The following is a 15143-nucleotide window of genomic DNA, read 5'->3' on the forward strand; positions in this document are numbered from 1 at the left end:
TTTATCTGTATCTACAAAAATTTCTAATGGATCTTTAATATTAATATCCATCACTCTTCTTAATTCGATAGGTATAACGATTCTACCTAGTTCATCCACTTTTCTAACAATCCCAGTGCTTTTCAAATGATTCACCTCTTTAATTTTTTTAGTTAAATTCATTATACTTTTATTTGGCAAATTATCTTATAGACGTAGCTACCTTAATGGTAGCGTTTTTGCCTTTAGGGCATTCATCGAAAAATATATAAATTTAGTGTTGCAAAAATAACGCCGACTTGCTATTAAATATAGAGTGAGAAGAGAGAGAGTTATAGATGTGTAAAAAAAGCTGTTATACCAAGGTTTTTAGAGTTTTTCGTCTGTATCGAAAACAATACACATTCGTATCGAAAACAATACACACGAAAACAAAAAAAGAGACTAACTAAAAATAGTCAATCCCTTTAAATATTAAAATAATTTATCTGGTAAATCTTTTAAAATTTTCATTTTCATAGATTTGAAAAACATCGTTTTAAGTGCTTCATTTACATTGTCTTTATCTCCTGCATAGATAATATGAGGATTAACATATAAAGAATATGCTTTAGCATTGTTACCTTCAATACCACTTTCAGCCTTAGCTAATATTCCTTTTTTCACTAATGAATTTACAGAAAGGCTTGTATTTGCACGAGTTAACTTTATTTTCTTAGCAAGTTCTGAAATGTTTAATGGAACTGGATTTTTAGCTTTAACATCATCAACAATACAATTTGAATCAAAAGCAATAAAAGAAACAACATCAAGTAAAAATGTTTTTTCCTTTGCAGTTAAATAATCTTTTTCTCTTAAAAAATCATAGTTAGTTTGTAAAATCTGAGCAAACCTCACTTTCGATTGAGGTGATCTCTTAGTACCTAAAAAGACTTCTTTACCAGAAGCTTTACTTAAAATAGCCATCGCATTATCAATTTCTTCTTTAGAAATTCCACCAAAATTCTGAGCATATTCTAGCTTTTCATTTTCAAAATCTCTAATTCTCGCATTCTTTTCAGCTTGTTCAAAATCTATAATCTTTTTCCCCACTACTTTTTTCTCTCCCTTATGTAGCAGGAATTAGTCCAAATATGATAGAATATATATATCAAACAAATATAAAGGGACTAATCCCTTGCGTCTTTTGAGAAACCGCCAGCCGACCAAAGCTAAGGCGGTTTTTCTCATTTCTCTATAATTCGACAATATCAATAAAATTCCCTTTTTTCTACCCATTTTCAATCTTTCTCTGAAGGCTTACAAGTAACTTATCGTCAATTCTCTTAGGTTTGTAACCCATTCTATCAATCAAGATACCCTCTATAACCTTCATACGTGCCGTATAGAGCCTGTATTCGTTTTCTGCAAAGGTTAGAGTATCAGAATCTATTTCTATCAAATTAGAGCCCTTCTGAACGCTTCTCATAAGGTGATAGCATTTTGTTCTTTCACCTCTCACCAATCGTAACAAAACCAATAAATCATATGTATGAAAAAGCGACAACTCAATAAAAGGTAATTCACATTGCTCCAGATAGATAAATTCTTTCTTTTTTGGCCGCTGCGGTTTCAATGGAGCACCACAAAATTCGCAATCGCTTGCCAAACTACTGCTTTCTGTTTCGCAATAAGAACAAATCAACTCTACACCTCCAAGTAATAAACGTTGCCATCAAGGCAACTAAAAATGCCATCAAGGCATTACGGTTGGTAAGGTGGTTTCTCCCCTTCTGGCATGATTAAGCGTTCCTCTTGGACTTCATAAACCAACTTGTTTTCTTGCTTGGATTTTTCTACATCAATATTCAATAATTTTTCTTTGTGCTTGTCCACTGCATCTTTCATTCCATAGGCTACTTTTTCAGCTTGTTTCTCACCATTAATATCAAAATACTTCTCAAAGATCGCACCCACTTGAATTAATCTTCGTGTACGCTCTTTTCTTTCTTTTTGTTGGATTCGACTGGCAACTTGTTGTTTCTTTGCCTTGATTTGTTCCATCTTTTGTTCCAGTTCTTTTAAACGTTCTTCGTCTGTTTTACGTGACATTATTTTATTCACCACCAAATATATTTTCCTTTAATTCATTGTATCGCAAACGAATGGAAAACACTACCTATAATGCTAGATTCTATTCATGAGTTATGGTATGATTCCCTTATAACTGAAAGAGATAAGGGCGCACTTATACACCCTATCGGGTGTGTGCGGTTCCTTCGGAACAAAAAGCTTCTCCCTTCCGAAACGGAAGAGTAGAAAGACTACTTGCCTTTCGGCAAGTCTTAAAACAAAAAGGATAAATCTCCGATTTCTCTCCTTTTGTTTCAGTAAAATAGAAATCGCAATCGCTTGCGAATTTCATTTTAAAGTGGATTCGCGTGGCGATAAGGGAAGGAGATGTTTTCTATTGTCCATTTTTAATTTACTGGAAAAACCAAAAATGATTCATATCTACGCATTAATCGACCCAAGAGAAATTGAACGGAATATCTACATAGGTGCAACCAGCGACTTAAAAAGAAGGTATAGAGGTCATATTTCATCCGGGAAAAATTTAAATGATAAATCGAGAAAAGATTTATGGATTAATCAATTATTAAAAGAAGAATTAAAACCCTATCTTTTGCTTTTAGAAAAAGCATACATGCTGAATTTTGAAATTTGGCAATTCGAAAGAGTATGGGAGAAAGTTGCAGAGCAAAACGATTATAAAGTACAAAACGAAAATTTTGAACACTGGAAGAAGAATATCAGCTTTGAACATAGGTTAAAGGCAAAAAACAGAATCATTCCATTACAAAATGAACTAGATTTAAAACCTTACCCAATAGTTAATGAACTACCTTCAAATTGCATTAAAGATAAGACTTTTGAAAACATTCAACTTAGCGATTTAAGGGAAATCTCAGATTATAGAATACATTACCCCACAGAATAGAAAAGAGGTGAGAATCATGGCGATCTATCATTTTTCAGCGCAAATCATTTCAAGAGGAAAAGGTCAATCGGCTGTTGCGGCAGCTGCTTATCGTAGTGGTGAAAACTTGAATGACCAAAGGACGAATCAAACGAAATTTTATAAAAGGGAAGTTCAACCGGATACCATGATTCTTGCTCCTTCTCATGCTCCAGAATGGGTACAAGACCGTAATCGTTTATGGAATGAAGTTGAAAAAATCGAAAAGCATGCTAAATCTCAACTAGCAAGAGAAGTGAATATTGCTCTCCCAAAAGAACTGTCTCATGACCAACAAAAAGAGTTGATTCGTGAATATGCTCAGAGAGAGTTTGTTGATAAGGGCATGGTTGCTGATATTTCCATACATAGAGACGATGAAGATAATCCTCACGCCCATATTATGTTGACTATGCGACCATTTAACGAAGATGGTACTTGGGGAAACAAAAAGAAAAAGGTGTATGAATTAGACCAGAACGGTGAGAAAATCCTTGATAAAAAAGGGAAACCTAAATATAAAACACACTTTTTGACAGACTGGGACCAAAAGAAAACTTTAGAAAAATGGAGAGAAAAATGGGCAAACTATGCCAATAAAGCACTTGAACGAGAAAGAATTGAGGAACGAATTTCTCATCTATCTAATGAAGCCCAAGGACTTGAACAACTGCCAACCATTCACCTTGGCCATGTTGCTCATAAAATGGAAAAGCGTGGTGTACAAACAGATAGAGGAAATATTAACCGAGAACGTCAAGAATATAATAATCTTGTTGTTGAACTTGAAACATATCGTAAAGAAAAACAAGCATTGAAGGAAAAGGAAAACACACAACAATTTAATACACCTGTAGAACGTACAGTCCTTCAAAATGCTTCTAAGATTTTAAAGAACGAACCTTCTTTAGAAAACATTAAAAAACGCTATAATCAGCTTGATAAATGGGATGAACGATTAAATAAAAATGATAGCTATATCCGTTGGAAGAACGAAACTATCCAAGGTGCTTCCGAACATTTCAAAAGGATTGATTTGTTTAACAAAGAGATCCAGACGGCTGAAAAACAGATTGAAAATATTAATTGGCTTAACCCATTGAAATTAAAGGAAAATCGAATCACAAAAGAAAGAGCCGAACAAGAGATTTCGAAGGCAAAAGGCGAAATCAAATTCCATAATGAAAAACTGAACTATCATCGAGAAAAGCTTGGTTTTAATAGCGAGAAAGAATTTAACCAAATTAAAACGCAACATGAAATAGAACAACCAGGACTTATCCAGAAAAATAGAAACACTCGTCAATATATCCATTCTGAACGTGATATGCTTCAGAAGGCTGAAATGGCCCATAAAAACGCTTTTGTTCGTCAATTGGCTTCTTTATATCCTGAAAGACCTGAAATGCGCCATATGAGCTTTAAAACGGCTCTCAAGCTTGTTGATGTGAATTCTAAGTATGGAAAAGGGAAAGTTGTCCCAATCGAGACCATTGAAAAGACAGTAAATAGCCGAAAAACAGAAATTCAAAAGCTTCAAAAAGAAGTTTATCGTGTAGATCAGACTAAAGAACGCTTACAACGTGCAGAATCTTATTTGAAAAATTTCGAGAAACACCAAGCCATTATTGAAAAATATGAGAATAATCCATTGCTAAAAGGGAAGTTGCTTGTTTCAAAATCAGCCAAACAAGAATATGAAAATGCAATAACCAATCGTAACACCTATAAGAATTACATGAAAAAAGAAGGTATTTCTGGAAGAGCAGACTTTGAAAAACAAGTAAAAGCTTTCAATGAGATAGAGACGAAAATTCCGGAATATCAAACACAAATTCAATCATTAGAAAAAGGGTTTGGCTTATTGAACGCAGTCATAGATGGTATTAAACAAGCAGGGCAAGAAATGACCAAAGAACAAAAACAGAAAGAACAAGATATCAAAGGAAAAAGAAAAAAGAAAAATATTCATCAATCATATGGAATAGATAGATAAGAAAAAGAACACTCCTACCTAGAAGGCAGGAGTGTTCTAAATGTTTATTTTTTATCCCATTTGTAAAATGCCTGTTTATCTTCTTCTGTCCAATTATCAGGGAATACTGGGTCATCTGAATTTACTGGAATGAGTAAAAGAGCATCATCTTTCACAGTCTCCGAATCCATATGAGCAAGCATGTGAGCAAAGATTTCAAAATCTTGTTTTATAGACAGGTTTATTTTATGAACCCCTAAAGGACTACTACTTTTTGTCTCTAATTCATACATCCCAACATGTCCCCAAATTGGTGTATAAAACTTGCGTCCTCCATCAATAAGGTCATACTCTATTCTCGAATCTTTCTTTTCTACTTGATCCATAGAAAATAAGTAACCAGTAATTTCTTCAATTTTTATTTGAGGATATTCAAGCTTTTCAGTCGTTGTTAAAACATCATTTTTCTTACTTTCCTTATGGTTAGTCAATTCAAAAGGTATGATTGAACGGTCTTTATCTTTTCGATAGGTTAAATAAGTATTATCCACTATGGAGTTTGGTGCATAAAAATCAAACTCACTCGAGAATTCTTGGCCAAGTTCATTTGTATAAACAACATCAATTGGATTCTCGAATCCATAGCCAGTTCTCTTTCTTTGAAGTTCATTCATGTTGACTTTTAAAGTCTCATTGTAGACCTTCATATCCTTTTTAATCTCACGTTCTGTCATGATAACACCTGTATGAGAAAATGATGTATCACTCGTATTAAAAGAACGCTCGGAAGAAGTATAACCATCTGTTGTAATAGCAGCTGCATCAGATATAACATCAATATCATTCTTATTGTGACCTTCAATTTTTACGGTATATGGCTTTTTCTGGTTCACTTCAAGTTTATTAGACTGTACTTTGAATTTAATACTTTTCGGTAAAGTTTTAGCTGTATAAGCATTTGAAGCGACTTTATCTTTCCCTTGATACAGAGATACATTTACTTTCGCTTCTTCCATATCCCCGTTTGCCATAGGGTAATAATTCACTTTTGATAAATTCACATTTACGGGTAATCCATCTTTAGCTGGTGCAGTATAAACTTGTATTTTTTCAAGTCCTGTTTTAATTAAAGGTGTGTCGTAATAAAAAGTTAGAGTGATATTTTTGCCTGCAACAGTCCCTGTTTTTTTATCCTTCGATAATGGGCGATAAGTATAATCTCCCTTTTTTAAATCTGTTTTAGGACCATAACTATATTTATCTCCCCTAAGTTTCGTTTCTGTTTCTGTTTTTAAAACCTTATTATGGGGTAGCGTCAGGAAAATGCGGATTTACAACGTTAAGGAAATCCAAATTTAAAAAAGTCTAATATACCAGTGTTGTAAGTGAGAAATTAGGCTTTAGTTACTTCATTAAAGCGCTTTGTTTGCTGAAGATTACATCTACACTATTTCCTTGAAGTGCTCAATAAATTTTTTATGACTTGTCCATTTTTGCCCAATAAGAAGTGGCCAAAATTACACAATAAACATTTGCAGTATAACCGGCGCTCCTTTTATTGGTACGTCCACTGTTTTTAACTTAATTACTCCTCTCCCCACTTCATAGCTTTCTTTAGGTTGCAATACTCCGTTTATAAAAAGGTTCATATATGATACCTTTTTAGGGTCAAGGATTATTTGTTTTCCAATCCCTTTTACTCCATCGTTTTCTTTATAAATTCTGCTACGTCCATCTGATATGGCATAAAATTCAATAACATCTATTTTTTTGGGACAACGAAAATATAAGGAAGTTGAAGGTAAAGAAGGGATCATTAGTAAAGGACTTGGTAAAGTATTTTCAGTTTTTTTTATAGTTATTCCATTTATCATATTCAGGCTAACCTCCATTTACATATCACTATATTTTATAAATTTTTATTAAGATTGTGCTAATAACTTTAACAATTAGATACTTTAGTTTAAACAAAATTTTTTTGTTGTCATAAACTAAATAGGAACACGATAAAGGTGGTGAAATCTAATTGGCACTTCAAATTATGAAACTTGCTATTACTGGTAGTTCTACTGTCGAAACAGTTCCAACTATTGAAAGATTCTTTAATGAAGCAGCTTCGACAGTTACAGGTGCAGGTACTTTAACAATTGCTGTTGAAGATTTCTTTACAGACACTGGAGCAGCCGCAACTACATTACCAGCCTTAGCAACTAATAATAGCTATTTTGACGTTTATATTAATGGTGTGCTACAGATGGAAGATGTATCGGCTTATACAGCTGGTGGTACAGGAGTAGGGCAGCTAGTAATTACAGTACCTGCTGGCTCAACAATAGAACAAAATTCTCCTGTGGTTCTTGTTGTTACAAACTTCTCACCAACATCAAATACTACAATAGTCACTTAATAACGAGTGCCCCTGAATCTAGATTCAGGGGGTTTTTATATTTGTTTTATGTCGTTTTTTTCTTCTACTACGTAATTAGAGATACTCCACAATCGGGACCTTATATGGAATAAGGAGTGACTAATTGTTCACTTCTGACAGCTTTCTATATAATGAAGCCCTAGATACATTTGTAATTTCACAAATTTGATTTACAGTCATATTTCCTTCTTTATATAGCTTAACTGCATAATTCATTCCTGCGTGATTTTTATGATATTTCTTTAACCGTCCTTTAAACTTCCCTTCTTTCTTTGCGAGCTCAATTCCTTCACGCTGACGCATACGAATAAGGTCTCGCTCTAATTGGTTAACACCAGCCATTACCGTAATTAAGAATTGACTGTATGGATTATCTTCTGATAAATCTAGCCATGTGTCCTTAAGTGATTTTAAGCTTGCCTTTTTATTTCGTATTAAATCAATCAATTCAAATAAATCTTGCGTACTTCGAGTGATCCGAGTTAAATCTGTAACATAAATAATGTCACCTTCCTGTAAATCCTCTAACATTTTTTGAAGTTGTTCACGATCCTTTGTGGCTCCTGAAATTTTTTCTTCATAAATAATATCCAATCCAATTTCGTTCAATTGCTGAAATTGCCTTGAAGGATTTTGGCTAGTCGAACTGACGCGTATATAACCGATTTTCCGCAAAAATTTCACCTCATTTTTGAGACAAGTCTTATGAGACACTCTTAACTATGATTTTATCAGTCTACTATACTTGTATCAATAGAGTACACTCTATTGATATATAATTATACTAATAATCTGAAAAATAGAGAAATGGGTTGGTACAATATGAAAATTGCAAGAGGAAGAGAATTACTTACAGCAGAGCAAAGGCAAGCTCTTATGCAAATTCCAGAAGATGAATGGGTCTTGGGAACGTACTATACTTTTTCAAAACGAGAATTAGAAATTATAAATAAACGAAGGCGGGAAGAAAACCGATTAGGGTTTGCTACTCAGTTAGCCGTTCTTCACTACCCAGGTTGGTCATACACGCATATCAAAAGTATCCCAGAGTCCGTTTTACATTACATAGCAAAACAAATTGGGGCTACTTCATCTTCACTTAGCCTTTATCCTCAAAGAGACAATACATTATGGGATCATTTGAAAGAGATTCGTAATGAATTTGGTTTTTTGCCTTTCACTTTAAAAGAATATCGAATGACATTTAAACATCTTCATCAGTTAGCTTTCGAAAATGGTGACACCTCACATTTACTATTTGAATGCTTAGACTTCTTGAGAAAAAATCGAATCATACTACCTGCCATTACTACGCTTGAAAGAATAGTGTGGGAAGCAAGAGCTATGGCTGAAAAGAAAATATATAATACCGTCAGTCAATCTCTAAAAATTGAGCAAAAAGAGAAATTGGAAGAAATCATTAGTTCACATCATCAATCAGAGTCTAATAAAACGATATTAGGCTGGTTAAAAGAACCACCGGGACACCCTTCTCCTGAAACGTTTCTAAAAGTAATAGAACGACTAGAATATATACGAGAAATGGAATTAGAAAAAGTTAATATTCATCATTTACACCGTAATCGATTGTTACAGCTCTCTCGTCTTGGCTCAAGATATGAGCCTTATGCATTTCGTGATTTTCAGGAAAATAAACGTCATTCAATACTAACTGTGTATTTATTACACTTATCTCAAGAGCTAACGGATAAAGCTTTCGAAATCCATGACCGACAAATTCTTAGCCTATTATCAAAAGGGCGTAAGGCACAAGAAGAAATTCAAAAACAAAACGGTAAAAAGTTGAATGAGAAAGTTATACACTTTACAAACATAGGACAAGCATTGATAAAAGCAAAAGAAGAAAAATTGGATGTTTTTGAGGTTTTAGAGTCCATTATTGAATGGAATTCTTTTGTTTCTTCTGTAGAAGAAGCTCAAGAGCTTGCACGCCCTGCTGACTATGATTATCTGGACTTGTTGCAAAAAAGATTTTATTCTCTTAGAAAATATACGCCAACATTATTAAAGGTATTGGAGTTTCATTCTACTAAGGCAACAGAAACACTTTTGCAAGCTGTCGAGGTTATACGAGGAATGAACGAATCTGGAAAGCGAAAAGTGCCCGACGGATCACCAGTAGATTTCATTTCAAATCGTTGGAAAAAACACTTATATGATGATGATGGTACAATCAATCGTCATTATTATGAAATGGCTGTCTTAACAGAATTGAGGGAACACGTTAGGGCTGGGGATGTTTCCATTGTAGGTAGTAGGCAATATAGAGATTTTGAGGAATATTTATTTTCAGAAGATATATGGAACCAAACGAAAGAGAATACCAGATTATCAGTTAGTTTATCTTTCGAAGATTATATAAAGGAGAGAACCGACAGTCTTCATGAAAGACTAAAATGGCTATCTGCAAATGCAAACAAATTAGAAGGAATTTCTTTGGAAAAAGGAAAGGTTTCCATTGCCCGGCTAGAAAAAGATGTTCCAGAAGAAGCAAAAAAATTTAGTGCAACCCTTTATCAAATGCTACCAAAAATAAAGTTAACGGATTTACTGATGGATGTTGCTCATATAACTGGATTTCACGAACAATTTACTCATGCATCCAATAACCGAAAGCCTGATAAAGAAGAAACAATCATAGTCATGGCAGCCCTGTTAGGAATGGGGATGAACATTGGTTTGAGCAAGATGGCTGAAGCAACACCAGAACTTACTTATAAGCAATTAGCTAATGTTTCTCAATGGCGAATGCATGAAGATGCGATGAATAAAGCCCAAGCTGTATTAGTGAATTTTCACCATAAATTAGACTTATCATCCTATTGGGGTGATGGCACAACTTCTTCTTCAGATGGAATGAGAATGCAATTAGGTGTTTCATCATTACACGCTGATGCTAATCCTCATTATGGGACTGGAAAAGGCACTACAATTTATCGGTTTACAAGTGACCAATTTTCTTCTTATTACACAAAAATTATTCATACCAATTCGAGGGATGCTATTCACGTTTTGGATGGTTTATTACATCATGAAACTGATTTAAATATAGAAGAACATTATACAGACACAGCAGGTTATACCGATCAAATTTTTGGATTAACTCATCTATTAGGGTTTAAGTTTGCTCCAAGAATAAGAGACTTATCAGATTCAAAATTATTTACAATAGGGAAAGCAAGTGAATATCCCAAATTAGAGCCTATTTTACGTGGTCAAATAAATAAAAAGATTATTAAAGAAAATTATGAAGATGTTTTGCGATTAGCTCATTCAATAAGAGAAGGAACTGTGTCAGCATCTCTTATTATGGGGAAACTAGGTTCTTATTCTAGACAGAACAGTTTAGCCACGGCTTTACGTGAAATGGGGAGAATAGAAAAAACAATTTTTATTCTAAATTATCTTTCCAATGAATCTTTAAGGAGAAAAATTCAAAAAGGATTGAATAAAGGGGAAGCGATGAATGGGTTGGCAAGAGCGATCTTTTTTGGCAAACAGGGTGAACTTCGAGAACGAACTCTACAACATCAATTACAAAGAGCTAGTGCATTGAACATTATTATAAATGCTATTAGTGTATGGAACACTCTACATCTTACAAAAGCAGTTGAGTATCAAAAAAGATTAGGTAATTTAAATGAAGACTTATTGCATCATATATCCCCTCTAGGTTGGGAGCATATAAATTTACTTGGAGAATATCATTTTAATTCAGACAAAGAGGTTTCTCTAGATTCTTTAAGACCATTAAAGCTTTCTTAACGTTGTTAAAAACGGGGTAATCGTTAGAAAAATTTGCTTAACGTTGTAAATCCGCATTTTCCTGACGCTACCCCATTATCACGAGCATCAACATGCTTAATTGTGATAGTGCGTTGAAGGTTGTACCAAAATGTTAAAGTAATATCTTTATTTCCTAATGTTCCAGTAAGCTTTGATTTACTGACTGGCACATAAGTATTATCACCTTTTTTAATCGTGTTTTTTGGAGAAAAACTATAGTCAGAACCTATATTTCTCGTGTAGTCCTGTTCTTCTAATAAAGCCTTGTTATATTCGTCTTTATGTTGAACGGTTATCTCTTTTTGTCTTACTTCAAAGTTTGCTTCAAAACTTGCAGTATCTAGTGGATCTATTCGCACTCCAAATGATAATTTTTGAAATGAAGGGTTTTTCATAGCAACAACCAATGGAGAAAATTCTTTCATAGAACCTTTTAATTTTCCTGTATTAAAATCTTTGCCATAAGATAAAGGTGCTGTTAAATAAAAAGATTCTCCACCTTTTAATGTTACAGTACCACCAGTTTTCTTTTTCCCGGTAGTTACATTATGCAAAGTAACTTCCTTTGGCAAATTAAAAGAAACCTTATTTGAACGGTCACCATTAAATTTGTTTGTTTCTGTTTTTTGGACATTGCCACTAATTGAACTATCAATAACCTTTTTTGAAAAATCTATATCTGCATTTGGAATATCCTCAGACATCGCTTTTTTATAAAGTTCAGCATAACCAGGAATATTCTTTCCTCCTGCAGACTCACCTGTATAAATTTCACTCAAAACAAGCGATGTAACAACAACCCCACGTTCTCTATCAGAACCAAAAATATTTTCATCTCCACCCCAACCCCAATATAATGCAGCTGCGATTTTTTTATCGTTATAAAGGCTAGTTCCATTGTTTGGTGTATTTGTTGGAGGTGTTGGCTTAAAGTGCTCTATACAAAATGCTTGTTCACCATTAACCCTAAAATCCCCAACTGTTGAACCACCATATGAAATCTGACCTCGATATTCTACTGTTGCACTAGATGCCATAACATTATTGATATTTTTCAAAGGCGCAAATAATTGTATAAAAAGAACCATCATAACAACAAACGGTACCCATTTGAATTTTTTCCTCATTTTCTTTTCCTCCCTAGTATCTAATTCCAATAAAAAAGCACCCTATCTTTAATCGATAAAGTGCTTAAAAAGCTTATTTATTTATTTTTATAAATTTCATTAGCATCATTAATCTGTCCAACCGCCTTCCCAAGTACCTCCTCTATCAATATCTCCTCCTTGATCTAACTCAATTTCAAATGTATCACCTGGTTTCAAACCGTAATTATCATCGCTCTTTGTTTCTTCTTTCTCTTTAACTACCGGAGATTTCTTTTGCTCAGACGATGTTTCTTTTTTAGGAGTAGAAGTATTGTTATTTGAACTAGGTGGATTTGGTTTTGTTACAATTGATTGTTTTGGTTGTTCTTTTGCAGGTGAAGAAGGAGGTTCTTTGGCTCTATCTGCATAATCAAGTTTTCCTTCTGAAACTTGTTTATCAACTTCTTTTTTTAGATTAGCCAATCTCTGTTCTTCAGCTAAACGCTCTTGTTCTGCCTTTTCCTTTTTGATACGCTCTTGTTCAGCTTTTTCTTTCTCAATTCGTTCTTTCTCTTGCTCTTCCTTCTCTTTCGCTAAACGTTCCTTTTCAGCCTTTTCCATAGCAATTTGTTTCTCTTTTTCTTTCTCTTCAGCAATTCTTTCAGCTTCTGCCTGTTTTTCTTCTGCTATTTTTAATTCCTCGGCTTCAACATTATTTTTATATAAAGTAAAGCCAGACGTTACACCAATACCTAGAAATGTAACTATCCCAAAAATCATTAATTTCTTTTTCATAAAACCGCCTCATTTCTTAGAATTTAAGCGTTTTTATCCATGTTTTCTCATGTCAGAGTGAAGGCTCCCAACAGGGCATGTTCAACTCCTATTTTGCTGATTTCTGGCTTGCATCAACAACCTTTTATACGTATGTATAATGTTAAGAAATAGAGTCACAAATGGATTTATAGCGTAGTCCATTAACTAGAAAATAGTATAGTTAACTCGTATAGCGACTTTTCAACGAGAACCACTCATATTAAGTTGTAGTTTTTTAATAGTCTTATCTATTTTCGGTAATATAAGGTATTTTTTTCATTTGAGAATTCATAAATTCGATTAATTCATCCGCAGCAGCCTTCTTCGTATATTCATCATCTACTAATAAAGAGCTAGTAATGCGTGATAATACATTTAACATATGTGTTTTTTCTTCTACTTCTCCTAATCTTTCATCGATAGACATCATTATAAAATCCTCCAGAATGTTTATTTGATTTATATGAACTGTTCTTGCATACTGGAGATATGCAAATAGGGCCCGAATCTTATCTGCATAGTGTTCTCTGTGTATGCAGGGAACATTTTTTTTAGTTTTTAAGATACGCTTTAATCTTGCTGATCAATTCCTCATCAAATTTAGAAGAAATAAAAAGACTTGCATCCCCATCTGGATGTTCATGAAAATAGCGCAAAATCTCGTTAAGTAATTCAGTTTCTTCCATGTGATTTTTTGATATATCAATCACTGGTGCAGGTGTCATTCTCACACCTAATGCAGTTAATTTAGCAAATTGATTTACGGTAACTTCTCTTTGTTTAGCTAATTTATCTAAACGAGATTTTTGATTTTCATTAACTGTAAACTTAATTTGTATTTCTTTTGCCAATTAAATATTTCACCTCCTTATAAATGGTCAAAAACAGACCCATAAGTACATTTACGTACTTATTATACCATTTAATTAAATTTCCTCAACTATATCTAGTAGGATAAAAGTCGACATATTTCGACATGCCGAAGCAAAACCTAAATAATTCATAAGATAGGAAATTAAAGAAGCTTTGTAGAAAAACTTTATAAATTTTCTCATTGAGATTGGAGGTCATCCTCATCAAAAAATTATTAACCATTGCAGACATTGCAAAAGAATTAAATATACCAGAATCAACTGCAAGATATTATAGAGACAATTTCATAGATTATATTCCTTCCGTTGGTGAAGGAAGAAAAAAGCGCTATCGACCCGAAACTATAGAAGTCTTGCGGTTTATTGCGCAAGGATTTAAAAACAAACTTACCGCAATGGAAATTGAGAATGGTCTAAGTCAGATGTTTCCTAGAAATATCGACATAGAAGATACAAACGCAATAACCACAACAGCAGTGCAACAACAATCAGAAAACGAGATAAAACAGTATGCTCAACAACTTCAACTAGCACTAGAACAAATGTCCAAAACCATGGAAATCATCGCTGATCAAAAAGAAGAAATTACAGAACTACGAAAACATATTGCTGAAATAGAAAAAAAACAAGAAGAGCATGAACAAAAACTCAATGACCCCTTACAAAACCTACATGAAGTCCAAAAAGAAATTGCCACTACAAATGAAAATAAAAGAAAGTGGTGGAAGTTTTGGGAATGAACTTTCACCACTTATGGATTATCCAGAAGTGGATAATCCACTTCTGGTTCAAACACATAAACTTATAAAAAATCGATTAAATTTATACACCTATTCATACATTCTTTAAAACGCACAAATATTGTTCTATCCCTATTTTGCTCACTGTATATTGTTTGGCCATAGTGAACAAAAAGAAAAAGCCAGTAAGCACAAGGCTTCTGACTGCTTCATAACTGCCAATAAGTGATGTTATGTCTACTAGAATGTATGGGCAATGTATATTTATTTGTCAATACGAATCCTTATTTTAAAGACATATAACCCTCTAATTCTTCATATAACAATGCCAATACACCACGACTTAAAACAATCTTCCCATTAGCAAGTTCAACATTGCTATCGCTTATATAGCCCGAAATCATGCAAGCACGAGCATTAGAATACTTACGAAGAATAAT

General features: G+C 33.6%; 17 protein-coding genes. 5 read left to right on the top strand and 12 right to left on the bottom strand.

Annotation, left to right across the window (positions count from 1 at the left end; genetic code table 11):
* From MKX83_RS24455 to MKX83_RS24470, 4 genes are all read right to left on the bottom strand, one after another.
* Positions 1-126, bottom strand: a 126-nt coding sequence (locus MKX83_RS24455; protein ID WP_341060490.1) for an AbrB/MazE/SpoVT family DNA-binding domain-containing protein, incomplete at its 3' end; no start/stop codon positions are given.
* Between the two features lie 327 nt (positions 127-453).
* A complete protein-coding gene (locus MKX83_RS24460) occupies positions 454-1071 on the bottom strand; it encodes a helix-turn-helix domain-containing protein (RefSeq protein WP_341060498.1) in 618 nt (205 codons plus the stop codon).
* Positions 1072-1249: 178 nt separating this feature from the next.
* Positions 1250-1663 carry a hypothetical protein gene (locus MKX83_RS24465; protein WP_341060501.1) on the bottom strand — a complete coding sequence of 138 codons (414 nt, stop codon included), beginning with the start codon at positions 1661-1663 and terminating at the stop codon, positions 1250-1252.
* Between the two features lie 59 nt (positions 1664-1722).
* Positions 1723-2070, bottom strand: a complete 348-nt coding sequence (locus tag MKX83_RS24470; RefSeq protein WP_341060503.1) for a hypothetical protein — start codon at positions 2068-2070, stop codon at positions 1723-1725.
* Between the two features lie 358 nt (positions 2071-2428).
* On the opposite strand from MKX83_RS24470, the gene MKX83_RS24475 reads away from it, so the two are divergent.
* Positions 2429-2959 carry a GIY-YIG nuclease family protein gene (locus tag MKX83_RS24475; RefSeq protein WP_341060506.1) on the top strand — a complete coding sequence of 177 codons (531 nt, stop codon included), beginning with the start codon at positions 2429-2431 and terminating at the stop codon, positions 2957-2959.
* A 16-nt stretch (positions 2960-2975) separates the two neighbouring features.
* Positions 2976-4973: a MobQ family relaxase gene (gene mobQ, locus MKX83_RS24480; protein ID WP_341060508.1), complete on the top strand. Its 1998-nt coding sequence runs from the start codon at positions 2976-2978 to the stop codon at positions 4971-4973.
* A gap of 44 nt (positions 4974-5017) precedes the next feature.
* Here mobQ and MKX83_RS24485 read toward each other — a convergent pair whose 3' ends face one another.
* Both MKX83_RS24485 and MKX83_RS24490 read right to left on the bottom strand, forming a co-directional pair.
* A complete protein-coding gene (locus MKX83_RS24485; protein WP_341060510.1) occupies positions 5018-6013 on the bottom strand; it encodes a hypothetical protein in 996 nt (331 codons plus the stop codon).
* 456 nt (positions 6014-6469) lie between these two features.
* The gene (locus MKX83_RS24490; protein WP_144919623.1) at positions 6470-6826 is read right to left on the bottom strand and encodes a DUF4183 domain-containing protein; all 357 of its coding nucleotides are present in this window, start codon (positions 6824-6826) and stop codon (positions 6470-6472) included.
* A 152-nt stretch (positions 6827-6978) separates the two neighbouring features.
* Between MKX83_RS24490 and MKX83_RS24495 the strand changes: the two genes are divergently transcribed.
* Positions 6979-7359, top strand: a complete 381-nt coding sequence (locus tag MKX83_RS24495) for a DUF4183 domain-containing protein (protein WP_341060407.1) — start codon at positions 6979-6981, stop codon at positions 7357-7359.
* A gap of 120 nt (positions 7360-7479) precedes the next feature.
* Here the strand turns inward: MKX83_RS24495 and MKX83_RS24500 are convergent, their stop codons facing one another.
* Positions 7480-8055, bottom strand: a complete 576-nt coding sequence (locus MKX83_RS24500) for a recombinase family protein (RefSeq protein ID WP_144919621.1) — start codon at positions 8053-8055, stop codon at positions 7480-7482.
* A gap of 147 nt (positions 8056-8202) precedes the next feature.
* On the opposite strand from MKX83_RS24500, the gene MKX83_RS24505 reads away from it, so the two are divergent.
* Positions 8203-11166, top strand: a complete 2964-nt coding sequence (locus MKX83_RS24505; RefSeq protein ID WP_341060409.1) for a Tn3 family transposase — start codon at positions 8203-8205, stop codon at positions 11164-11166.
* 23 nt (positions 11167-11189) lie between these two features.
* Here MKX83_RS24505 and MKX83_RS24510 read toward each other — a convergent pair whose 3' ends face one another.
* From MKX83_RS24510 to MKX83_RS24525, 4 genes are all read right to left on the bottom strand, one after another.
* Entirely contained in the window at positions 11190-12314 is a 1125-nt protein-coding gene (locus MKX83_RS24510; protein ID WP_341060512.1) for a hypothetical protein, read from the bottom strand.
* A 108-nt stretch (positions 12315-12422) separates the two neighbouring features.
* Positions 12423-13070, bottom strand: a complete 648-nt coding sequence (locus MKX83_RS24515) for a hypothetical protein (protein ID WP_341060514.1) — start codon at positions 13068-13070, stop codon at positions 12423-12425.
* A 265-nt stretch (positions 13071-13335) separates the two neighbouring features.
* Positions 13336-13521 carry a hypothetical protein gene (locus MKX83_RS24520; protein WP_341060516.1) on the bottom strand — a complete coding sequence of 62 codons (186 nt, stop codon included), beginning with the start codon at positions 13519-13521 and terminating at the stop codon, positions 13336-13338.
* A gap of 121 nt (positions 13522-13642) precedes the next feature.
* Entirely contained in the window at positions 13643-13942 is a 300-nt protein-coding gene (locus tag MKX83_RS24525) for a hypothetical protein (protein ID WP_341060517.1), read from the bottom strand.
* Positions 13943-14145: 203 nt separating this feature from the next.
* Between MKX83_RS24525 and MKX83_RS24530 the strand changes: the two genes are divergently transcribed.
* Positions 14146-14703 (top strand): MerR family transcriptional regulator, encoded by a 558-nt coding sequence (locus tag MKX83_RS24530; protein WP_341060519.1) that lies wholly within the window; start codon positions 14146-14148, stop codon positions 14701-14703.
* A gap of 284 nt (positions 14704-14987) precedes the next feature.
* Here MKX83_RS24530 and MKX83_RS24535 read toward each other — a convergent pair whose 3' ends face one another.
* Positions 14988-15107 (bottom strand): hypothetical protein, encoded by a 120-nt coding sequence (locus MKX83_RS24535; RefSeq protein ID WP_341060522.1) that lies wholly within the window; start codon positions 15105-15107, stop codon positions 14988-14990.
* Positions 15108-15143 lie beyond the last annotated feature (36 nt).

Origin of the sequence: Cytobacillus sp. FSL M8-0252 (assembly GCF_038007345.1) — a bacterium.
GTDB lineage: Bacteria > Bacillota > Bacilli > Bacillales > Cytobacillaceae > Cytobacillus > Cytobacillus kochii.